13 protein-coding genes and 1 pseudogene are annotated in these 21334 nt (G+C 72.6%); 8 read left to right on the top strand and 6 right to left on the bottom strand.

Features of this window, described 5'->3' with window-relative positions; translation table 11 throughout:
* Positions 1-223: 223 nt before the first annotated feature.
* The 5 genes from AMK11_RS03905 to obgE all read left to right on the top strand — a co-directional run bounded on the left by AMK11_RS03905 (position 224) and on the right by obgE (position 7957).
* Positions 224-4387 carry a ribonuclease E/G gene (locus AMK11_RS03905; protein WP_073723003.1) on the top strand — a complete coding sequence of 1388 codons (4164 nt, stop codon included), beginning with the start codon at positions 224-226 and terminating at the stop codon, positions 4385-4387.
* A gap of 151 nt (positions 4388-4538) precedes the next feature.
* Entirely contained in the window at positions 4539-5600 is a 1062-nt protein-coding gene (locus AMK11_RS03900; protein ID WP_073723002.1) for an iron-containing alcohol dehydrogenase family protein, read from the top strand.
* 214 nt (positions 5601-5814) lie between these two features.
* Positions 5815-6135 carry a 50S ribosomal protein L21 gene (gene rplU / locus AMK11_RS03895; RefSeq protein ID WP_007449531.1) on the top strand — a complete coding sequence of 107 codons (321 nt, stop codon included), beginning with the start codon at positions 5815-5817 and terminating at the stop codon, positions 6133-6135.
* Positions 6136-6149: 14 nt separating this feature from the next.
* On the top strand, positions 6150-6404 hold the full coding sequence (gene rpmA / locus AMK11_RS03890) for a 50S ribosomal protein L27 (RefSeq protein WP_003976205.1): 255 nt from the start codon (positions 6150-6152) through the stop codon (positions 6402-6404).
* Between the two features lie 116 nt (positions 6405-6520).
* Positions 6521-7957: a GTPase ObgE gene (gene obgE, locus AMK11_RS03885; RefSeq protein WP_073723000.1), complete on the top strand. Its 1437-nt coding sequence runs from the start codon at positions 6521-6523 to the stop codon at positions 7955-7957.
* 54 nt (positions 7958-8011) lie between these two features.
* On the opposite strand, the gene AMK11_RS38360 is transcribed toward obgE, so the two are convergent.
* The 5 genes and pseudogenes from AMK11_RS38360 to AMK11_RS03865 form a co-directional block, all read right to left on the bottom strand.
* Positions 8012-8173: a hypothetical protein gene (locus AMK11_RS38360; protein WP_241846908.1), complete on the bottom strand. Its 162-nt coding sequence runs from the start codon at positions 8171-8173 to the stop codon at positions 8012-8014.
* 61 nt (positions 8174-8234) lie between these two features.
* A pseudogene (locus AMK11_RS39085) lies at positions 8235-8996 on the bottom strand (acyltransferase family protein); the annotation flags it as partial.
* A 151-nt stretch (positions 8997-9147) separates the two neighbouring features.
* A complete protein-coding gene (locus AMK11_RS03875) occupies positions 9148-10293 on the bottom strand; it encodes a glycosyltransferase family 4 protein (protein ID WP_073722996.1) in 1146 nt (381 codons plus the stop codon).
* A complete protein-coding gene (locus tag AMK11_RS03870) occupies positions 10290-13169 on the bottom strand; it encodes a bifunctional glycosyltransferase/CDP-glycerol:glycerophosphate glycerophosphotransferase (protein WP_073722994.1) in 2880 nt (959 codons plus the stop codon). The genes AMK11_RS03875 and AMK11_RS03870 overlap by 4 nt, the downstream gene beginning before the upstream one ends.
* A 19-nt stretch (positions 13170-13188) precedes the next feature.
* Positions 13189-15438 carry a bifunctional glycosyltransferase/CDP-glycerol:glycerophosphate glycerophosphotransferase gene (locus tag AMK11_RS03865; RefSeq protein ID WP_073722992.1) on the bottom strand — a complete coding sequence of 750 codons (2250 nt, stop codon included), beginning with the start codon at positions 15436-15438 and terminating at the stop codon, positions 13189-13191.
* A 263-nt stretch (positions 15439-15701) separates the two neighbouring features.
* Between AMK11_RS03865 and galE the strand changes: the two genes are divergently transcribed.
* The gene (galE, locus tag AMK11_RS03860; RefSeq protein WP_073722990.1) at positions 15702-16673 is read left to right on the top strand and encodes a UDP-glucose 4-epimerase GalE; all 972 of its coding nucleotides are present in this window, start codon (positions 15702-15704) and stop codon (positions 16671-16673) included.
* A 42-nt stretch (positions 16674-16715) separates the two neighbouring features.
* Here the strand turns inward: galE and AMK11_RS03855 are convergent, their stop codons facing one another.
* A complete protein-coding gene (locus AMK11_RS03855) occupies positions 16716-18758 on the bottom strand; it encodes a hypothetical protein (RefSeq protein WP_073722988.1) in 2043 nt (680 codons plus the stop codon).
* A gap of 478 nt (positions 18759-19236) precedes the next feature.
* Here AMK11_RS03855 and proB point away from each other — a divergent pair, with 478 nt between their 5' ends.
* Both proB and AMK11_RS03845 read left to right on the top strand, forming a co-directional pair.
* The gene (proB, locus tag AMK11_RS03850; RefSeq protein ID WP_073722987.1) at positions 19237-20343 is read left to right on the top strand and encodes a glutamate 5-kinase; all 1107 of its coding nucleotides are present in this window, start codon (positions 19237-19239) and stop codon (positions 20341-20343) included.
* Between the two features lie 145 nt (positions 20344-20488).
* Positions 20489-20965, top strand: coding sequence for a hypothetical protein (locus AMK11_RS03845; RefSeq protein WP_241846903.1), 477 nt, complete (start codon positions 20489-20491; stop codon positions 20963-20965).
* Positions 20966-21334 lie beyond the last annotated feature (369 nt).

Here is a 21334-nt window from a genome sequence, read left to right as displayed (position 1 = left end):
AGCCACCTGGGTCGGGCAGCGCACCGACCACAAGACTTTCGCCAGGCCGTGCACGACAAGGGGTACGGAACCGGCGAGACAAGACACGAGAGCTTCCGAGCGGCGCCCGTGCCCCGGACGGCGGCGACCGCGCACCAGCGCGAGCCGCGGACGTCACCGGCGGTCGACCTGTCGACGCCGGACCAGGCGCGGCGCCCGGGAGCCTGACGGGAGAAACCCCCGCATGCTCGAACCGACCGAACCCACCGGGTCCGCGACCAGCTCGACGGACACCGAGTCGAACACCCCCAGCGACACGCTGCCCCCGCGCCGTCGGCGCAGGGCCGCGTCCCGTCCAGCCGGCCCGCCGTCCGGCGCCTCCGCGTCGTCGGCGGAGACCGTCGCGCCGGCGGATGCGACGCCGGCGGCCGCCGAGGCCGTCACCGAGGCCGGTGGTGTGGCCGAGGCCGCTGCTGAGCCCGCGCCCGCGGGCCGTCCGCGGCGCCGTGCCGTGCGCCGCGCCTCCTCGCCCGCCGGGGCCCCGGCGTCGGCGGAGGCGGCCGAGACCGTCGTCCCGTCGTCTCCCGCCCCAGAGACCCCCGCACAGCCCGAGCAGCCCGCCGTGGCCGAGCCGGCCGCTGAGGACGCCGCGCCGCGTCGTGGTCGCCGTCGTGCCACGCGTACGGTGACGGCGCCCGCCGTGGCCGATGCCCCCGCGCAGCCGGAGCAGCCCGCCGTGGCCGAGCAGCCCGCGGCCTCCGAGCCGGCCGCCGAGGACGCCGCGCCGCGTCGTGGTCGCCGTCGTGCCACGCGTACGGTGGCGGCGCCCGCCGAGACCGCGCCCGCCGTGGCCGACGCCCCCGCGCAGCCGGAGCAGCCCGCCGTGGCCGAGCCGGCTGCCGCGTCGGAGCCGGCCGCCGAGGACGCCGCGCCGCGTCGTGGTCGCCGTCGTGCCACGCGTACGGTGACGGCGCCCGCCGAGCAGGCCGCCGAGACCGCGCCCGCCGCTCCGGCCACGGATGCCGAGCCCACCGCCGCCCCGCAGACGGAAGCCGCCGAGGACGTCGCTCCCAGTCGTACCCGGCGTCGTGCCACGCGGCGCGTCACCGCCCCCGCCGAGGCAGGCGCCGACGTGAGCGAGCCCGCTCCCGCCGCAGAGGCCGCCCCGGCGCCCGAGGCCTCCGCCGAGGACGCCGCCCCGCGCCGTGCGCGCCGCCGGTCCGCCCGCAAGGCCGCCACCGGTTTCGCCGCGCCCGCCCAGGGCGCCGCCGCGGCCGCCGAGGAGGCGGACGCCCCCAAGCGGCCGTCGCGTCCGGCCGTGGCCGTCTTCCAGGCCCCCGTCTTCGCCGAGCCCCAGTTCCAGACGCCCGAGCGGGCCGCGGCCGAGGCCGCCGCCGAAGCGGCCGGGGCCGCACCGGCGCAGGACGCCGAGGAGACCGAGGAGCTCGCGGAGGAGCAGTCCGCCGGGTCGCGCCGCCGTCGTCGCCGCCGGGGCGCCGCCGAGGAGAGCACCGAAGAGCGGGCCGCCGCCCCCGCCGCCGCGCAGGACGAGCCGGAGGACCGGGCCGACACCGACGTCGACACCGAAGCCGACGAGTCGGGCGAGGACCACGACGACGCCGAGGGCTCCGAGGAGTCCGGCTCGCGCCGCCGCAGGCGGCGGGGCGGCCGTCGCCGCCGTCGCGGCGATGCCGCCGAGGGCGAGAACGGCGAGGGCGCCGAGGACACCGAGCACGTCGCCGCCGAGCAGGCCGCGCAGGACGCCGAGGACACCGCCGAGCAGGCGGAGGAGGACGCCGAGGAGAACGGCGAGCCCTCCGGCGAGAGCGGCGGCTCCAGCAGCAGCCGTCGCCGTCGTCGCCGTCGCCGCCGGGCCGGGGACGGCTCCGGGGAGGCCGACTCCTCCTCCGACGACCCCGAGCGCACCGTCGTCAAGGTCCGCGAGCCCCGCCCGAAGCCCGAGCCGTCCGACGAGGTGCAGTCCATCAAGGGCTCCACGCGTCTGGAGGCCAAGAAGCAGCGCCGCCGCGAGGGCCGCGAGCAGGGCCGCCGCCGCGTGCCGATCATCACCGAGGCCGAGTTCCTGGCCCGCCGCGAGGCCGTCGAGCGCGTCATGGTCGTCCGCCAGCACGGCGAGCGCACCCAGATCGGCGTCCTGGAGGACGGGGTGCTCGTCGAGCACTACGTCAACAAGGAGCAGGCCACCTCGTACGTCGGCAACGTGTACCTCGGCAAGGTGCAGAACGTGCTGCCGTCGATGGAGGCCGCCTTCATCGACATCGGCAAGGGCCGCAACGCCGTCCTGTACGCCGGTGAGGTCAACTTCGAGGCGCTGGGCATGGCCAACGGCCCGCGCCGTATCGAGTCCGCCCTGAAGTCCGGCCAGTCGGTCCTCGTGCAGGTCACCAAGGACCCGATCGGCCACAAGGGCGCCCGCCTGACCAGCCAGGTCTCGCTGCCCGGCCGCTACCTGGTCTACGTGCCCGAGGGCTCGATGACCGGTATCAGCCGCAAGCTGCCCGACACCGAGCGCTCCCGCCTCAAGACCATCCTCAAGAAGATCGTCCCCGAGGACGCGGGCGTCATCGTGCGCACCGCCGCCGAGGGCGCCAGCGAGGAGGAGCTGCGCCGCGACGTCGAGCGGCTCCAGGCGCAGTGGGAGGAGATCCAGAAGAAGGCCAAGGGCGGCAGCTCCAGCGCCCCCACCCTGCTGTACGGCGAGCCGGACATGACCGTCCGGGTCGTGCGGGACATCTTCAACGAGGACTTCTCCAAGGTCGTCGTCAGCGGCGACGACGCCTGGCAGACCATCCACGGCTACGTGTCGCACGTGGCACCGGACCTCGCCGAACGGCTGTCCAAGTGGACGAGCGAGGTCGACGTCTTCGCCACGTACCGGATCGACGAGCAGCTCGCCAAGGCGCTGGACCGCAAGGTCTGGCTGCCCAGCGGCGGTTCGCTGGTGATCGACCGGACCGAGGCGATGGTCGTCATCGACGTCAACACCGGCAAGTTCACCGGTCAGGGCGGCAACCTCGAGGAGACGGTCACCAGGAACAACCTGGAGGCGGCCGAGGAGATCGTGCGCCAGCTCAGGCTGCGCGACCTCGGCGGCATCATCGTCATCGACTTCATCGACATGGTGCTGGAGTCCAACCGGGACCTGGTGCTGCGGCGCCTGCTGGAGTGCCTGGGCCGGGACCGCACGAAGCACCAGGTCGCCGAGGTGACCTCGCTGGGTCTGGTCCAGATGACCCGCAAGCGGGTCGGCCAGGGACTGCTGGAGTCGTTCTCCGAGACCTGCGTCCACTGCAACGGCCGCGGCGTCATCGTCCACCTCGACCAGCCGACGTCCGCCGCCGGTGGCGGCGGTGGCAAGCGCCGCAAGCGGGCGCGGGCCGGCGCCGAGCAGCCGCACGAGCACGAGGCGGTCGCCGGGGTCGAGACCGGCCCGACGGCGGAGCAGGAGGCGGACACCGAGTCCGAGGCCGAGGTCGCCGCCGAGGTGGCCGAGCCGGTCGCCCTCCCGGCGCCCGAGTTCACGCCGGACGAGGAGCTGTACAGCAGCGCCGCCGAGGCCGAGGCCGCCGCCACGCGCGGTCGCGGCCGGCGCCGCACGAGCCGTAGGGCGTCGGCCCCGGCGGGTGCCCCGAAGGCCGCCAAGGGCGAGAACCCGGCCGCCGACCGGGCGCCCACCGCGCAGGACGTCACGGCCGCCGAGGAGGCCGAGCGTCCCGTCGTCCAGGAGCCCGCCGCCGAGGTGCTGGCCGAGCCCGCCGCCGTCGAGGACGCGGTCTCCGGCGCCCCGGCTCCCGAGGTGCGGGCCCCCGAGGCCCCGGCCGCCGAGGAGGCCGCGCCCAAGGGCCGCATCCGCCGCCGGGCCACCCGGAAGGTGTCCGCCCCGGCCGGTTCGCCCGCGGGTGCCGAGGCCGCCGTCGTGACGGTGACCGAGACGGCCCCGGCCGAGCAGCCGCAGGCGACCGCCGAGGCGGCACCCGAGGCCCCGGCGGCCGCGGAGCCCGCCGAGAGCGCCGCGCCGGCCCGCCCGCGCCGGCGTGCCGTGCGCAAGGCCACCGCGCCGACCGCGGCCGAGGAGACGGCCGTCGTGGTCGTCCCGTCGGCCCCGGCGGACGAGGCGGCCGAGGAGGGCGCCGAGGCGGCCCCGGCCAAGAAGGCGGCGGCCCGCAAGACGGCCAAGAAGGCGACGGCGAAGAAGGCCGCCACCAAGAAGACGGCGGCCAAGAAGACGACGACCGCCAAGAAGGCCACCGCCAAGAAGGCGGCCAAGACGACGACCGCCAAGAAGGCCACGGCGAAGACCACGGCCAAGAAGACGGCGTCGAAGAAGACCGCGGCGGCCGCTCAGCAGAGCCCGTCCTCGGTCACGGCCGCCACCGACGAGGGCTGAACCGGCACCGTCTGACCCGGTACCTGTCGCAAAACGTGTGGTCCTGTCCGTTCGGAATCCGTTCGGGCGGGACCACACGTTTTCCGGCGGCCTTCCGGGCGCATCATCACCGGGCGGCCACTGCCCCGTTCCGACGAGGAGAGAAGATCACGTGCCGGTACTGACGAGGCTCATTCCCTCGCCGCTCGCCGTGGACATCCGCCCGGGCGCACTCGACGACCTGGCCAGTGTCCTCGAGGACGAACGGATCTCCCGCTCCGGCCGGCTCGCCGTGGCGATCAGTGACGGCTCCGGGGCGCGGCTGCGCCGGCGACTGGAGCCGTCCCTGCCCGGCGCCGACTGGTTCGAGGTCGGCGGCGGCACGATCGACGACGCCGTGCGGCTGGCCGACGGGATGAAGTCGGGCCGCTACGACGCGGTCGTCGGCCTCGGCGGCGGCAAGGTCATCGACTGCGCCAAGTTCGCGGCGGCCCGGGTGGGCCTGCCCATGGTCGCCGTGGCCACCAACCTCTCCCACGACGGCATCTGCTCGCCGGTGTCGATACTGGACAACGACGCGGGGCGCGGTTCGTACGGCGTGCCGACGCCCATCGCGCTCGTCGTCGACCTCGCGGTGATCCGTGAGGCGCCGATCCGCTTCGTGCGCTCCGGGATCGGTGACGCGGTCTCCAACATCTCCGCGGTCGCCGACTGGGAGCTGGCGCACCGGGTCCACGGCGAGAAGGTCGACGGCCTCGCCGCCGCCCTGGCCCGGCAGGCAGGCGAGGCGGTGCTGCGCCATCCCGGCGGCTGCGGCGACGACGGTTTCCTGACGGTGCTGACCGAGGGCCTGGTCCTGTCCGGCATCGCCATGACGATCGCTGGGCACACCCGGCCCTCGTCCGGTGCCTGCCACGAGATCAGCCACGCGCTCGACCTGCTGTACCCGAGGCGGGCGGCCTCCCACGGCGAGCAGGTGGGCATCGGCGCGGCCTTCGCGACGTTCCTGCGCGGCGACCGCGAGGGGGCGCTGCTGATGGCGCGGACGCTGCGCCGGCACGGGCTGCCGGTGGTGGCCGAGGAGATCGGGTTCGGCGACGACGAGTTCGTGCGGGCCGTGGAGTTCGCGCCGCAGACCCGGCCGGGCCGGTACACGGTCCTGGAGCACCTCGACATGTCGCCGGAGCGGACCAAGGAGGCGTACGCCGAGTACGTCGCGTCGGTGGCCGGCTGAGGCGCCGCCGGGTGCCCGGGGCCCGGTTTGACCCCTGTGGTCCGGCCCCGTAATCTTGACCGTCGGCGTGTCGACTGACGCGTCACATCCCCGTAAACCTCATTCCCTCCGGGTGCGGGCCCTCGCGGGCCGGGATTCGGAGAGGCCGTCCGCGTATGCCGCCGGGCGGCTGGACTGCGGGGGTGCCGTTCCCGAGCGAGAGAGTGAGATCCGCGTGTACGCCATCGTGCGCAGCGGTGGTCGCCAGCACAAGGTTGCTGTCGGCGACATCGTTGAGGTTGACAAGATTTCCACCGCCCAGGTCGGCGACACGGTCGAGCTCTCGACCCTGCTCGTCGTCGACGGCGACGCTGTGACCAGCGACCCGTGGGTGCTGGCCGGCATCAAGGTCCAGGCCGAGGTCGTGGACCACCACAAGGGCCAGAAGATCGACATTCTGCGCTACAAGAACAAGACCGGCTACCGCCGCCGTCAGGGCCACCGCCAGCAGTACACGGCGATCAAGGTCACTGAGATCCCCGCGGCTGCGAAGTAAGGGACTGAGGAGACATGGCACACAAGAAGGGCGCATCGTCCACCCGGAACGGTCGCGACTCCAATGCCCAGCGGCTCGGCGTGAAGCGCTTCGGCGGTCAGGCCGTCAACGCGGGTGAGATCCTGGTCCGCCAGCGCGGCACCCACTTCCACCCGGGCGCGGGCGTCGGCCGTGGCGGCGACGACACGCTGTTCGCCCTGCAGGCCGGCGCGGTGCAGTTCGGCACCCACCGTGGCCGCAAGGTCGTGAACATCGTCCCGGTCGCCTGACCGGACACTTTCGCGAGGCGGGCCTCACTTCCCCGAGGGGAAGCGGGTCCGCCTTTCGCGTGTTACCCAAGAGACATTCCGCAGTAGGCAGTAACTGGTAACTGGAGGCACATCCCATGACCACCTTCGTGGACCGCGTCGAACTGCACGTCGCCGCGGGTAACGGAGGCCACGGCTGTGCCTCCGTCCACCGTGAGAAGTTCAAGCCGCTCGGCGGCCCGGACGGCGGCAACGGCGGCCGCGGCGGCGACGTGATCCTCACCGTCGACCAGTCGGTGACCACGCTCCTCGAATACCACCACTCCCCGCACCGCAAGGCCACCAACGGCAAGCCCGGCGAGGGCGGCAACCGCTCCGGCAAGGACGGCCAGGACCTCGTCCTCGCCGTCCCCGACGGCACCGTGGTCCTCGACAAGGCGGGCAACGTGCTCGCCGACCTGGTCGGGCACGGCACCTCCTACGTCGCCGCACAGGGCGGCCGGGGCGGCCTCGGCAACGCGGCCCTCGCGTCCGCGCGCCGCAAGGCCCCGGGCTTCGCGCTGCTCGGCGAGCCGGGGGACCTCGGGGACGTCGTCCTGGAGCTGAAGACAGTCGCCGACGTGGCCCTGGTCGGCTACCCGAGCGCCGGCAAGTCCTCGCTGATCTCCGTGATGAGCGCGGCGAAGCCGAAGATCGCCGACTACCCCTTCACGACGCTCGTCCCGAACCTCGGCGTGGTGACGGCCGGTGAGACCGTCTACACCATCGCCGACGTCCCCGGCCTCATCCCCGGCGCGAGCCAGGGCAAGGGCCTCGGCCTGGAGTTCCTGCGGCACGTGGAGCGGTGCAGCGTGCTGGTGCACGTCCTGGACACGGCGACGCTGGAGTCCGACCGCGACCCGGTCTCCGACCTGGACATCATCGAGGCGGAGCTGCGCGAGTACGGCGGCCTGGACAACCGGCCGCGCGTCGTCGTCCTCAACAAGATCGACGTGCCCGACGGCAAGGACCTCGCCGAGATGGTCCGCCCGGACCTCGAGGAGCGCGGCTACCGCGTCTTCGAGGTGTCTGCGGTGGCCCACATGGGCCTGAAGGAACTGTCGTTCGCGCTGGCCGACCTGGTGGCCACGTCGCGTGCCGCCCGGCCGAAGGAGGAGGCGACGCGGATCGTCATCCGGCCCAAGGCCGTGGACGACGCGGGCTTCACCGTCACCCGCGAGGAGGACGGCCTGTTCCGGGTGCGCGGCGAGAAGCCCGAACGCTGGGTGCGCCAGACCGACTTCAACAACGACGAGGCCGTCGGCTACCTCGCCGACCGGCTCAACCGTCTCGGTGTCGAGGACGAGCTGATGAAGGCCGGCGCCCGGGGCGGGGACGGCGTGGCCATCGGCCCCGAGGACAACGCGGTCGTCTTCGACTGGGAGCCGTCCGTGTCGGCCGGCGCCGAGATGCTCGGCCGCCGCGGTGAGGACCACCGCCTCGAGGAGTCCCGCCCCGCCGCCCAGCGGCGCCGGGACCGGGACGCCGAACGGGACGAGGCGCAGCGGGAGTTCGACGGTTTCGAGCCGTTCTGACGCTCGGCGGGGGAACGGCGTGCACCGGTCGCCGTTCCCCCGCCGCCGCGGACGTTACGACCGCCGACGCGGCGCAGGCGCCTTGAAGCCGAACTCGGCACTCTTCAGCCGCCGCCGCATGGCCTGCGCGATCGGCCGTTCCACGAGCCGCTGAACGACGTACGACAGCGCGATGAGACCTCCGGTGGTGACCAGGACCAGCGTCCAGGGATCCACGCAGGGCCAGCAGCCACGACATGGCCATGATGCCCCACAGCAGCGGCGTCGGCCGGAAGCGGTACATGAGGTAGAAGGCCATGCCCGCGATGAAGAACGGCGCGGACGTCGGGTTGACTAGCAGGGTGAGCAGCGGGATGCCGGCGCTGGGCGCGAGCACCGCGGCGACCGTCCACAACCCGCAGAAGACCACCACTCGCTGGTACGTGAGGCCCTTCCACACCACGACCGCGAAGGTGAGGTAGAAGCAGAGCTCGGGCCAGAGCGTCCAGTAGACCGAGTCGAGGTTGTCGACGCCGAGCGGCGTCTGCAGCATCGTGAAGTTCGCGAAGAGCACCCGCGGGTTGGGGTGGCCGAACGGCGTGTCGAAGAGGTAGACCACGGACGCCGACACGATGATCGCCACCCAGTACATCGGGTGCAGCCGGGTGGCCCGCGAGATGAAGAAGTCGCGCGGTGTGCGTCCCCAGGCGCTCATGCAGATGACGAAGCCGCTGATGAGGAAGAAGAGGTCGACGCCGAGGCGGCCGAAGGCGAAGTAGCGGTGCGCGTCGGGGAACAGCTCACCGGGCGGGCGGCCCCAGACGAACTCAGCCCGCCCGGTGTCTGGCCCACGAAGTGGAAGAGGACCACCGCCAGCGCCGCCAGGAACCGCAGGCCGTCCAGAGCGGCCAGGCGGTTCCCGCGCACCACCGGCCCGGCCTGCGGCACCTCCGCCTCCGCGGCGGACCGCAGCGCGGGCACGGCCGGGGCGGCCGGTCCCTCGGTCACCCTTGGCGTCGAGGGGGCCGACGCCAAGGGGTGCCCCGCCTGGTACAGCCATCTGCCTTTCCGGCGACATTCGGTGCGCATGAGTGTTCTCGGGGCGCGAGTCCATGACCGCCGAGCGGCGGGAATGGTTGCAGCAGTGTCTTCCGGCACGTCGGCACGTGCGGCGGGGAGCCCGCGCCGTCTCCGGCGTCGGGACGCGGGACTCAGCGTTCCAGGAACGCGAACAGCTCTTCCCACTGGTCGGTGATGGCCGACGGGGAGTACCGCTGCACGTTGGCGCGTGCCTTCTCGCCCATCGTGTCCCGCAGTTCCTGGTCCTCCATCAACCGGCCCAGTTGGCGGGCGAGTTCCATGGTGTTGCCCGGGCGGGCCAGAAGCCCGTCCTCCTCGTCCCGGACGATCTGGCGGACGCCGGGCGCGCAGTCGAAGGCCGCGCAGGGCACGGCACAGGCCATCGCCTCGAGCAGGGCCAGCGGGAAGCCCTCACCGCGGGAGGACTGGACGAAGACGGAGGCACCGTGCAGCGCTCCCACGACGTCGTCGGTCTGACCCGCCCACTCCACCGAGTCGTCCAGGCCCAGCCGGGTGCACTGCTGCCTGAGCGCGCTCTCGTCCGGCCCGGAGCCGTAGATGCGCAGCCGCCACCCGGGATGCCTGGGTGCCGTGTCGGCCCAGGTGTCGAGGAGCATGTCGATGCCCTTCTGGTGACCGAGACGGCCGATGCTGGCGACGACCTTCTCGGTGCGGGAGGAAGGGACCTCCGGCATCATCGGCAACGGGTTCGGCATGAACCCGACGTTGTTGAGGCCGCGGCCGACCCAGAGGTCGGCGTCCTCCTGGGTCAGCAGCAGGAGCCGGTCGATGTCCTTGTAGTACCGCTGGACGCGCCGGAAGCGCGAGGAGCCCTTGGAGTACTCGTAGGACTCGTGGCTCATGCCGATCACCGGGTGACCGGCCGTGTCGGCGACGGCCACCCACTCCATGGCCCACACCTGGGTCACGATGATCATGGCGCCGGGCCGGGCGCCGCGGAAGAGGCGCGACAGCCGCTCGGCGGCCTCGCGCATGCCCGCCTCCCGGGCCGCCTCGCGCCGGCGGGCCGCCACGTTGGCCCGGTCGCGGAGGCTGCGGGCCTGCCAGGGGCCGGGCGGGCGCTCGTCGTAGAGGGTGACGGTCTCGAAGGGCGGGTTCTCGCCCAGGTCCATCGGGACATCGGGCGGAGCGATGCCGACTATGGTCACGCGGTGGCCGCGTTCGGCGAAGAGCCTGGCCATCAGCGCCTGCCAGCGAGCGACGCCACCCAGTTCGTTGACCTCGTTCGCCACGAAGATGATGTCGCGCTGTGTCATCGGGCTTCTCCCTCGGCACCGAAGAAGCGGTCCACGATGCGGGCGGCCGCGTCACCGCGGTCGTACTCGCCGTACTGGCTCATGAATTCCTTGATCCGTCCTTCGCAGCCGGACGCGAGGGCGTCCAGGTCCGACAGCACCTCGAAGAGTTCCTCCGATGTGACGGCCACCGGCCCGGGGGCCTGCTCGGACAGGTCGAAGTAGGTGCCGCGGCTGTTCTCCGCGTACTCGTCCCAGTCGTAGGTGAAGAACACCATCGGTCGCTGGAGCAGCGAGTAGTCGAACATCACGGACGAGTAGTCGGTGACCAGGACGTCCGAGAGGAGCATCACCGGGGTGATGTCGGGTTCCTCGCTGACGTTGATCACCCGGCCGGCGACCGACGGCGGCAGCGTGACGTTGTTGAGGTAGTGCGTGCGGATCAGCAGCGTGAACCGGTCGCCGAAGCGGTCCGCGAACTCCTCGACGTCGAAGGGGAACTCGAACTTGCGTACCTTGCCGTTGGCCTGCGCCCGGAAGGTGGGGGCGTACAGGACGACGGGGAGGTCGCTGCGGATGCCCAGCCGCTCGGCCAGTTCCCGCGCGGCCGGGTCGGGGGTCGCCGCCTCCCGCGCCCGTACCAGGGCGTCGTTGCGCGGGTAACCCGTGCGCAGCAGCTTCTCCTCCGGTATTCGGTAGGCGCGGGCCAGCGTCTTCTCGTCGTGCTCGCCGCGCACCACGAAGTGGTCGAAGCGGTCGATGGACCGCTGGTAGGCCTGCTGCTCGTGCTCGGGCATGATCCGGTAGTGCGGCTCGTCGAAGCCCATGCGCTTGAGCGCGGAACCGTGCCAGGTCTGGATGTAGGTCGTCTCCGGCCGCTTGGGCAGCTTCAGCGGGAAGCCCTGGTTGTCGATCCAGAACTCGGCCTGCGCCAGCGCCCTCAGGTACGGCCAGGACCAGCGGCGCACCAGCTCCACGTCCTCGGGGAAGCCCTCGGGGCGGGAGCCGGCGTACGACCAGTAGTACTTGAACGGCAGACCGCGCCGGCGCATCTCCTCGTAGATGGCGCGGGGGCTGTCGCTGTACTGCTTGCCGAGGTGGCTCTCGAAGACGACGGTGCCCTTGCGTACGGGCAGCACCCGGATCATGCGCTCGAACGTCTCGATCTTGCGCGGGCCGGAGTGCAGGTCCTTGCGTACCGAGTAGACCTTGCGCACCATCTTCTTCGCCACGCGGGCGGGCGGGCTCTGGATGTTGCGCTGCACGAGCGACGACGTGCGCTGCGCGAGCTTCCCGTGCTGGGTCAGCCGGAAGGCGAGGTGTCCGTTGGCCGAGGCGTGCGGCAGGATGCGGTCGGCCATCATCCGGCCCAGCCGCGGCCGGATCCGGATCTCGCCGGCGCCCTCCAGGTCGGTGCGTCCGACGGTGAGCCGGCTCGTTGTGCGGTGCTCTCCGTCCACCGTGAGGTGCAGGCGCACGTCCCAGACGTCGTCGACGAGGCCGACCGGGCGCAGCCGGCTCGCCAGCGCGGCCGTCGCCTGCCAGGTGACGGCCTCGCCCTCGTGCCGGATGTCCGTCACCGGGAAGCGGAACGACTGCAGGCTCTTGCGGCGGGCGCGGAACTCCAGTTCGCCCTCGAGGCGCGCGCCGGGGGTGATCACCCCGAGGGGGTTGACCACGGAACCGGCGAGGACGACACCCGCGGCGGTCTCCGTGTACCGGGTCACCGCGTTGCGCAGGTTGAGGCGTTGCACCGGCTTGGCGTGGTAGCCGAGGTCGGTCACGTCGAGCACGGCCCGGCCCATCGGGTCGTCCAGGTGCTCCGCGCACCAGTAGACCCGGCCGTCCCGCTCCAGCAGGGGGCTGGAGACCTTGCTCTTGTTGATGAGCGTGTCGATGGCCGGCATGAGGTGCTCCCAGTCCTCACGCAGCAGCAGGTAGGCGCAGAGCCGGTGGATCGGGGAGAGCTCCGCGTACGCCTCGTCGGGGAAGTCCTTGATGTAGCCGCCCGCCATCTCGGCGAAGAGGTGGCGGTACTCGTCGTCCAGGAAGGGCAGCTCCCGGAGGTACAGGACGAGGTCGTGCTTGAGGAACTTGATGTCCTTGTGCAGCTTCAGCCCGTCGTGGCCCTCTTCGGCGAGGATGCGGTCGATCCTGCGGTGGATCTCCAGCCGGTCGGCGAAGTTGTTGATCTCGTGGCGGCGGTTGCTGATCGACTTCGCCTCGGTCTTCTCGACCACGTTCCAGTGGTAGACCGTGTTGGGGATCAGCGTGATCCTGGACGCGGCCAGGTACGCCTGGGCCGAGAACAGCAGGTCCTCGTAGTGGATGCCGCGGGGGAAGGTGAGGCCGCTGTCGACGAGGAACTCGCGCCGGTAGCACTTGTTGGTCGACAGGGTGTCGAAGACGAGAAGGTCCGGGATCTCCGCGATCGAGTCGAAGGTGCGGGTCTGCCGGTACAGCCACGGGTACCACCTGGCCGTCTTGCCCGACCGGCTGTCGGTGTGAACGCGCAGGCAGAGGCCGGAGACCAGGTCGGCGCCGGTGCGCTCGGCGGCGTCCAGCATGTTGCGGCAGGCGTTCACCTCAAGGGTGTCGTCGCTGTCGAGGAACATCACGTAACGGCCGCGGGCGACGGCTATGCCCTGGTTGCGCGGCTCGCCGCAGCCACCGCTGTTCTCGGCCAGCTGGATGGCCCGCACCCGGTCGGAGGAGGCCGCGAGCTGCTGGGCCACCTGGAAGGAGCCGTCGGTGGAGTGGTCGTCGGCGACGATGACCTCGACGTTCTGCAGCGTCTGGTCGAGAACCGACTGCACCGCCGTCGGCAGACGATCGGCGTCGTTGAAGACGATGACAACGACGCTGATGTCGGGTGTTCTGTCGTGGTGCTGGGACACAGCAGCGGCTACCTCTGGCTCAAAGAACGGATATCGGGTCTGTCGTGGCGATGCCTGGGCCGGGGGGCGGAGCAGGCACCCGCTCGTCCAACGGCACGATCGGCGGCAGTTTCTCCAGCGGCTCACCCAGGAAGACGCGCCGGACCACCCGTTCGGCTGCGTGTCCGTCGTCGAAATCACAGAAACGCCGCCGGAACCGGGCGCGCGCCTCGGCCGCCCGGTCGTCGCGCCACCGGCCGGAGCGGAGCAGTTCGGTCAGTTCTTCCTGGGTGGTGGCCACGGACCCGGGCGCCTCCCGCAGGACATCGAAGTACGTTCCCCGGACGACGGAGTAGGTGTCCCAGTCGTCGGCGAAGATCACGATCGGGCGGTCGAGGTTGGCGTAGTCGAACATGGCCGACGAGTAGTCCGTGATCAGACCGTCGGAGGCCAGGTAGAGCCGTTCCACCGAAGGGTGGGACGACACGTCGACGACGCGCCCGGCGGACTGCAGGTCCGCGAGGCGGGAGGAAGCGCCGTAGAAGTAGTGGCCACGCACCAGCAGGGTGACGTCGGGTCCCAGCTGTTCGGCCAGCTGTTCCAGGTCGAGACGGGGTACGAACCCGCGCTGGTACTCGCGGTGGGTGGGCATGTAGAGGAAGGCCGTGGTGCCCTCGCGCAGTCCGAGGTCCGCACGGGCCGTGCGGACGTCCTTGGCCGTCGCGGTGACCAGGATGTCGTTGCGCGGGTAGCCGGTGTCCAGCGACGCGAACGAGGCGGGGTAGACCCGCTCCCACACCGAGGTGGAGAACCGGTTGGAGCTGACGCTGTAGTCCCAGCGGTCGCACCGCCTCAGCAGCGCGCGGAAGCTCATGTTGGTGGAGGCCGGGTACTTCTGCTGGTCCAGCCCCATGCTCTTCAGCGGGGTGCCGTGGTGCGTCTGCACATGGATCTGCCCCTCGCGCTTGACCACGCCGTCGGGGAAGTTCACGTTGTTGACGAGGTACTTGGCGCGCGCCACGGCGGCCCAGTACTCCCGCGAGCCCAGGCGCACGTAGTCCACGCCCGCGGGCACCTGGTCCACCGCGTCCGGCCGGATCGCCCACACCCGGCGGACCTGCGGCGCGAGGGAGGCCAGGGCCGCGTCGATGGCCGCGGGGTTGCAGGAGACGCTACGGCTCCAGTAGGCGGAGAACACCGCCAGGTTCTCGTCGAGGGGCAGCCTCAGCTGCGAGCGGTAGAAGAGGCCCATCGCCCGGCGCTTGGACTGGTTGACGACCCGGCGGGCGCGCTTCTGCGCCTGCTGGCGGAGCTTCGACACACGCGTCGCGCTCGCCCAGGCCGCGTACGCGTCACGCTGCAGCATCGCGTACTTCTGGCCCTTGCGGCCCGGCGGCCGCTGAAAGCCCAAGGGCAGGCGCGCCCGGTAGTCGGCACAGGCCCGGTGGAAGAACTCGGCCCGGGCGTTGTGCGGCAGGCGGCCCGGACGTTCCAGCACGGTCAGGTAGTGGTCGGCCATCTTGCGGAAGACCGGACCCCGCCACCGGGACAGTTCCTCGTGCGCGTCGAGGTGGTCGAAGATCCGGTCGTACTGCTCGAAGACGTCGAAGTGCTTGCGGCTGACCGTCTTGAGGATGTTGCCGCCCTCGCGGCGCTGGCGGTAGAGGACGCAGACACGGTCCAGTACGGCGATCCGCTCGGCGCTGATCATCGAGAGGAAGGTCCAGGGCGCGTCCTCGTAGTACCCGGGCGGGAAGGTCAGTCCGACCCGGTCGATGAAGTCGCGTCGGTAGGCCTTGTTCCAGACGATCTGCAGCAGGTCGAGCAGTTCGGGCCGGGCGGCGAGGGAGAAGGTCTCCGGGCCGGCGTCCTGTGCGAGGAGATGTGCGAGCTGGTTGCGTTCGACCGCGCCGTACCAGTAGGTGCGGGCGTAGTCGTAGACCAGGACCTCGGGATTTCCGGTGGATTCCAGGCGGTCGGATATCGCCGTCAGCGCACCCTCGGACAACGTGTCGTCACTGTCCAGGAACAACACGTAATCGCCCTGGGCCTTTTCGAGTCCGGCGTTTCGCGCGCGGCCCAGGCCGACGTTTTCCGTGAGGTGAATCACATGAATGCGTGCGTCGCGCTCCGCGTACTCGTCAAGAATGGCCCCCGACCCGTCCGGCGAGCGGTCGTCGACCGCGATCACCTCGAAGTCCGTGTAGTCCTGTCCGAGTACGGAATCGAGGCACTCGTGCAGGTAGCCCTGCACGTTGTACACAGGGACGACGAGAGAGAGCTTGGGCATCCTTTACAACCTGTTCCGAGTCTGGCCAGGGACCGCGCGCTGGGGGCCGGGGTGCGCTCGGAGTGCCGATGGGCCTGAGCGCGCCGCCGCATCAGCGTAAAGGATTCACGTGAAGTTTCCGTGGGCGAGGTGGCGGGCCCGGCGGGCTCCGCGCGCCCGTCCGTTCCGTTCTTATTCTTCCGTTCACCCCACATGTCCGACTCGATTTTCCGGGGCCTGCGGGCGACTCTGCACTCAGTGACGAAGATCTGGGAGGCAAGAGGATGAGTTGGCTGGTCACAGGCGGCGCGGGGTACATCGGTGCGCACGTGGTGCGTGCCCTGGTCGCCGACGGGCAGTCCGTGGTCGTGTACGACGACCTGTCCACCGGGAGTGCCGAGCGCATCCCCGAGGGTGTGCCGCTGGTGGTCGGCAGCGTGCTGGACCGCTCCGCCCTGGATGCCGCGATTCGTGACAATGCTGTGACAGGTGTGGTGCACATCGCGGCCAAGAAGCAGGTGGGGGAGTCGGTGGAGCGCCCGCTCCACTACTACCGGGAGAACGTGACGGGTCTGCGGACCCTCCTGGAGGCCATGGCGTCCGCGGGCGTCGGCCGGCTGGTCTTCTCCTCCTCCGCCGCCGTGTACGGCATGCCGGACGTCGACCTCGTCACCGAGGACACGCCCTGCCTCCCGATGAGCCCGTACGGCGAGACCAAACTGGTCGGTGAGTGGCTGATCGCCGCCGCCGCCCGGGCCCACGGCATCCGTGCCGCGTCCCTGCGCTACTTCAACGTCGCGGGCGCGGCGGCCCCCGAGCTGTCCGACTCCGGTGTCTTCAACCTCATCCCGATGGTCTTCGAGCGCCTGGAGGCGGGCGAGGCCCCGCGCGTCTTCGGCGACGACTACGCCACCCCGGACGGCACCTGCGTGCGGGACTACATCCACGTGGCGGACATCGCGTCCGCCCACTTGGCGGCGGCCCAGCGCCTGGCGGACTTCCCCGAGGGCACCGCCCTCACCCTCAACATCGGACGCGGGGAGGGCAGCTCGGTCCGGGAGATGGTCGACCGCATCCTCAAGGTCACCGGCCGACAGGACGTCGCCCCGCAGGTGACCGGACGCCGTCCCGGTGACCCGGCTCGCGTCGTCGCCTCCGCGGACCGCGCCCGCGAGCAGCTCGGCTGGTCGGCTCGCCACGACCTGGACGACATGATCGAGTCGGCCTGGCAGGGCTGGCGCCGGCGGCACGGCTGACGCCCGCCGCTTCGGGCCCCGGAGCCGCCCGCACGCGGCGGGTCAGCCGTGGCGCTGCGGTCCCGGGGCGCTGACGGCGGGCGGCGGGCCGGGCTGCCGCCGGGGCCCGGGGAGCGGGACCTCGGCCGCCAGGCGCTCGGCCATCCGCGCCCGGTGCTCACCGGCCGCCGCGCACAGCGCCCGCACGGCCCCGGCGAAACGCTCCTGGGACGGCGGTTCGGCGGGGCCCAGCAGGTGCCGGGCCAGCCCGGCCCGTTCCGCCGCCCGCTCGTCGCGCTCGGGGTGCCGGACCGCGTCCAGCAGTGCGGGCACCCCGGACGCGTCCGGTGCCAGCACGGTCGCCGCCGCCACCGTCGGGAACGTCTTGCGGAACCCGTCCTCCGCCAGCCCGCTGGTGTTGGCCACCGCGTACGGCTTGCCGCTCGCCAGGAAGTCGCTGATGACGCTCGACACATCGCTGATCAGCAGGTCGGCCCGGTTGAAACAGGCGTACAGCGGCGGTCGGGCGTCGGTGACGACCTGGTGCTCCCACTCGGGCAGCGAGGCCCAGTACGCCTCCTCCCAGGCGGCCGCCGCCCGCGCCACCGCGGTGGCCCGCCCCGGCTCGGGCACCGGCTGCCGCAGCATCCTCTCCGCCTGGTCGGCGGCGGAGCGGAATCCGGACGTCGTCAGCCGGTCCAGCTCCGCCGTCCGCCGGTCGAGCCCGGCCGCCGCCGACGCCTCCGGCCGGGGCCCGCCCCGCTCCCGGTTCGCGGCCCGCACCAGCTCCCGGATGCGCAGGTCGGCGGCGCGCGCCCGCGGGTCCACCGACCCCGTCAGCGGATGCGGCTTGTACAGCAGCCGTACGCCCGGGTCCGCGAGCAGCGCTCGCACCAGGTTCTCGCCGGCCTCCACCACCGACGTGTTGCCCGGGTTGCCGTCCCAGCCCTCCCAGGTCGGCGCGTACAGGACCGTCGTGCGGGCGCCGGGCGCGGGCGGCCCCGCGTACGGCCGTACGGCGTCCAGCTGCGGGCGGCCAATCTCCACCACGTCCTTGTCCTCGACGCCGACCTCCGCCAGCGCGTACCGCTCGCGCGCCGCCGGACCGGCCACCCATACCTCGTCGTACGCCTTCGCGTACGGGTTGCAGGAGGACAGCTTGTCGCTCTCCCCGTGGTTGACGAAGGCGTGCTTGATCGTGGGAATGCGCAGGACCTGCGAGGTCTTGCCCGAGTTGGAGGGGTGCAGGAGGACCCGGAGCGTGGAGTGCTCCAGCCGCATCAGCGTGGACACCTTCGGCAGGCACACCACGGGGATGTCGGTCGCCGCGATCCGCTGCATCATGTGCCGCTCCCGCAGCACGATCACCGGCCGCCCCTCCAGCCGCGCCAGTGGCTCCAGCCACATGTTGGCCTGGTACGCCGAGGACGCCCCGCCCGAGAAGTACAGGCCGACGGTCGGCCGGTACTCCGCCAGCCAGGCGTCGAACCAGTCCAGGACCTCCTGCTCGCCCGCGGGCCGGCGCCCCGGCAGCAGCCGCAGCAGCAGTACGCCCAGGCCGGCCAGCGCCATGGCCAGCGACAGGGCGAGGCCGGCCGCTCCGTACACCGGCGCGTCGGCGGCGGCCGTGGCCAGCAGTCCGGCCGTCGCGGGCAGCCCGAGGACCGCCAGCCGGTGGCCGGGGCGGCGCAGCAGCGCGGGCGGGGCGGGGGACAGGCGCAGCGCGGAGGCGTCCACGTTCCGGGTGACCACGGGCAGCGTGCGGGTGCGCCGGACCAGCACGGAGGCGGCCTGGATCGCCCAGTGCAGCCCGTAGAAGGCGAGCAGGGCGGCGACCAGCGGGGCGTACGCGGGCTCCCGGTGCTGCTCGCCGAGGCGCAGCAGGCCGACCACGAGCAGCAGGTCCCGCAGCACGTGCCGCACCGTGACGTCGGCGTGCGACTTGGCGAACAGCGACACCATGCCCCGCTGCCACCGGTACAGCACCCCCTCGGCGGCCAGCGAACCGGCGGTCGCGGCGAGCAGCAGCGGCACGTGCGGCAGCAGCGCGCCGACGGCTTGCGCGACCGGCGCGGTGGCCAGCACGGCGAGGACGAGCAGCTTCACGGCGGTCCGGCGGCGCGGCAGGGCGAGGCCGGGGACACGGAGGCGCGGGCGGCGCGGGCGGCCCGGGCGGGGGACACGGCGGGGAAGTCTGCGGCGGGGCAGGGATAGGGGCACTGCGGTCGCTCCAGGCTTGCTCGTCGCGCATCGGACATACGGGTTAACGCACGGCGACCTCCCGACGACACGCACGTGTTGGCCGGGGCGTTGGCGCGGGGTGCCTCCGGCGGTCGGCGCGGGTCGTTGTGGCGGGCTGGTGCGGGTCGGCTGTGGTCGTCGGTGCGGACCGCTCCGGCGGTTGGTGCGGTCGGTGTGGTCGCCCGCGGCGGTCGGTGCGGGAGCCTGGCCGGACGAGCTGTCCGCAGCCTGGACCGCGGCGCGGGGCGCGATCCGCTTCGCGTAGATTGCCTGGCGGGCGCCCGGACGGGCGCGCGTCGACGGGGAAGGACGGGCGGCAACAGTGGCTGGGGCAAGGCAGGCCGTGGGCGAGGCCCGCAGGATCGTCGTCAAGGTCGGTTCCTCCTCGCTGACCACCGCGGCCGGCGGCCTGGACGCCGACCGGGTCGACGCGCTCGTCGACGTCCTCGCGAAGGTCCGCAGCGGCGGGGAGCGGGAGATCGTCCTCGTCTCCTCCGGCGCTATCGCCGCCGGTCTCGCCCCGCTGGGTCTGCGCCGCCGCCCGACGGACCTGGCCCGCCAGCAGGCCGCCGCCAGCGTCGGCCAGGGCCTGCTGGTCGCCCGCTACACCGCCTCCTTCGCCCGCTACGGCGTCCGCGTCGGCCAGGTGCTGCTGACCAGCGACGACATGAGCCGCCGCGCCCACCACCGCAACGCCTCCCGCACCCTCGACAAGCTGCTGGCGATGGGCGCCTTCCCGATCGTCAACGAGAACGACACCGTCGCCACCGACGAGATCCGCTTCGGCGACAACGACCGGCTCGCCGCCCTCGTCGCCCACCTGGTCCGCGCCGACCTGCTGGTGCTGCTCTCCGACGTGGACGGCGTCTACGACGGAGACCCGAGCAGGCCCGGCACCTCGCGGATCGCCGAGGTGCGCGCACCGGCCGACCTCGCGGACATCGAGATCGGCAGCGCCGGCAAGGCGGGCGTCGGCACCGGCGGCATGGTCACCAAGGTCGAGGCGGCCCGGATCGCCGCCGCCGCCGGCATCCCAGTGGTGCTGACCAGCGCCGTCCACGCCGCCGACGCCCTGGCCGGCGGCGACACCGGCACCTACTTCCACGCCACCGGCAAACGCTCCGCCGACCGGCTGCTGTGGCTCCAGCACGCCTCCACCCCGCAGGGCGCCCTGGTCCTCGACGACGGGGCGGTACGCGCGGTCGTCGAGGGCCGCAAGTCGCTGCTGCCGGCCGGCATCGCCGGCGTCGAGGGCGACTTCGCCGCGGGCGAGCCCGTCGAACTGCGGGACGGGGCGGGCCGCGCGGTCGCCCGGGGACTGGTCAACTTCGACGCCAAGGAGCTGCCCCGGCTGCTCGGCCGCTCCACCCGGGAGCTGGCGCGCGAACTCGGACAGGCGTACGAGCGTGAGGTCGTACACAGGGACGATCTGGTGATCCTGCACCCGTAATGGGCCGAAACGTCCCCGAATCGGTGGTGTACGTTCCGCAAAACCGCCCCGCGATCTTGCGAGGCCTGCTCAACTTTCCTTCACGGACAGGCCCGGCCGACCACCGGGCTCAGCAGTGTGCGTGAAGGAGGCCGTCGTGAGCGGAGTGCGCCCTGGAACGGCGGCGTCCCGCGCCCGCCCGGGAGGCGGCGCCCGCAAGGTACCCCGCGCGGCCGGCGAGGAACGCCCCCTGACCAGCGTTGCGGCCGGTGACCGCTTCCGGAGCGGCGAACCCGAGCACACCCCGCGCCTGTGGCACGTCACGCTCAGCGTCTCGGGCGCCCGCGCCCCGCTGTCCGAGGTCCGCCGAGCCCTGGAACAGCTCGCCCACGACCACCCCTTCCTGCTGACCAGCCGCTACGCCGACGACCATGCCGAGATCCGGTACTGGGAGGAGGCCCGCGACCTGCACGACGCCGCCGCCGTCGCCCTGCGCCTGTGGGGAGAGCACCGGCAGACCGCGGGGCTGCCGCCCTGGGAGATCGTCGGCCTCGAGGTCATCGACCGGGCCACCTACCATCAGCGCATCGCCGCCGGCTACGGACCGGCCCCGGCGACACCGGTGGGGGTCCACCCGTTCTAGGGGGCTGCCCGCGCTCGCTCCGTGTTCATCGTGCGGGGCCCGTCGGGAGCGCTCGGCGTCTGTGCTCGCAGGTCCCACGGCACCGGTCCGTGTCTGTGGTGCGAGGTGGGCAGGGGACGCTCGGCACAGGTGGCCCCGGGCATCCCACGACCGGCCGGCGCACGGTGGCGCCCGGCTATATCCGACAGCGGTCCACCCCGAAGCGCGGCACCGACCGGCGCCCGGGACGCCCGCCGCGCCGCCCCCCCCCTCAGCGCCCCCGCCATCCCAGCGCTGCATCAGCCCCCCGGCCGCCCCTACGTCGCGGGCCGCTCCCGCGTCCCCGAGCCACCGGACCGTCCCCGCGCCGCCGGGTTGCCTCCGCGCCGC

Origin of the sequence: Streptomyces sp. CB02414, assembly GCF_001905385.1 — a bacterium.
Classification (GTDB): Bacteria; Actinomycetota; Actinomycetes; order Streptomycetales; family Streptomycetaceae; genus Streptomyces.
This window is presented reverse-complemented; position numbering and strand designations above follow the sequence as displayed.

What these genes read in the sequence shown, in the direction of transcription:
- AMK11_RS03905 (WP_073723003.1), top strand. Translation starts at nt 224, where the DNA reads ATGCTCGAACCGACCGAACCCACCGGGTCCGCGACCAGCTCGACGGAC.
- rpmA (WP_003976205.1), top strand. Translation starts at nt 6,150, where the DNA reads ATGGCACACAAGAAGGGCGCATCGTCCACCCGGAACGGTCGCGACTCC.
- obgE (WP_073723000.1), top strand. Translation starts at nt 6,521, where the DNA reads ATGACCACCTTCGTGGACCGCGTCGAACTGCACGTCGCCGCGGGTAAC.
- AMK11_RS03875 (WP_073722996.1), bottom strand. Translation starts at nt 10,293, where the DNA reads ATGACACAGCGCGACATCATCTTCGTGGCGAACGAGGTCAACGAACTG.
- AMK11_RS03865 (WP_073722992.1), bottom strand. Translation starts at nt 15,438, where the DNA reads ATGCCCAAGCTCTCTCTCGTCGTCCCTGTGTACAACGTGCAGGGCTAC.
- galE (WP_073722990.1), top strand. Translation starts at nt 15,702, where the DNA reads ATGAGTTGGCTGGTCACAGGCGGCGCGGGGTACATCGGTGCGCACGTG.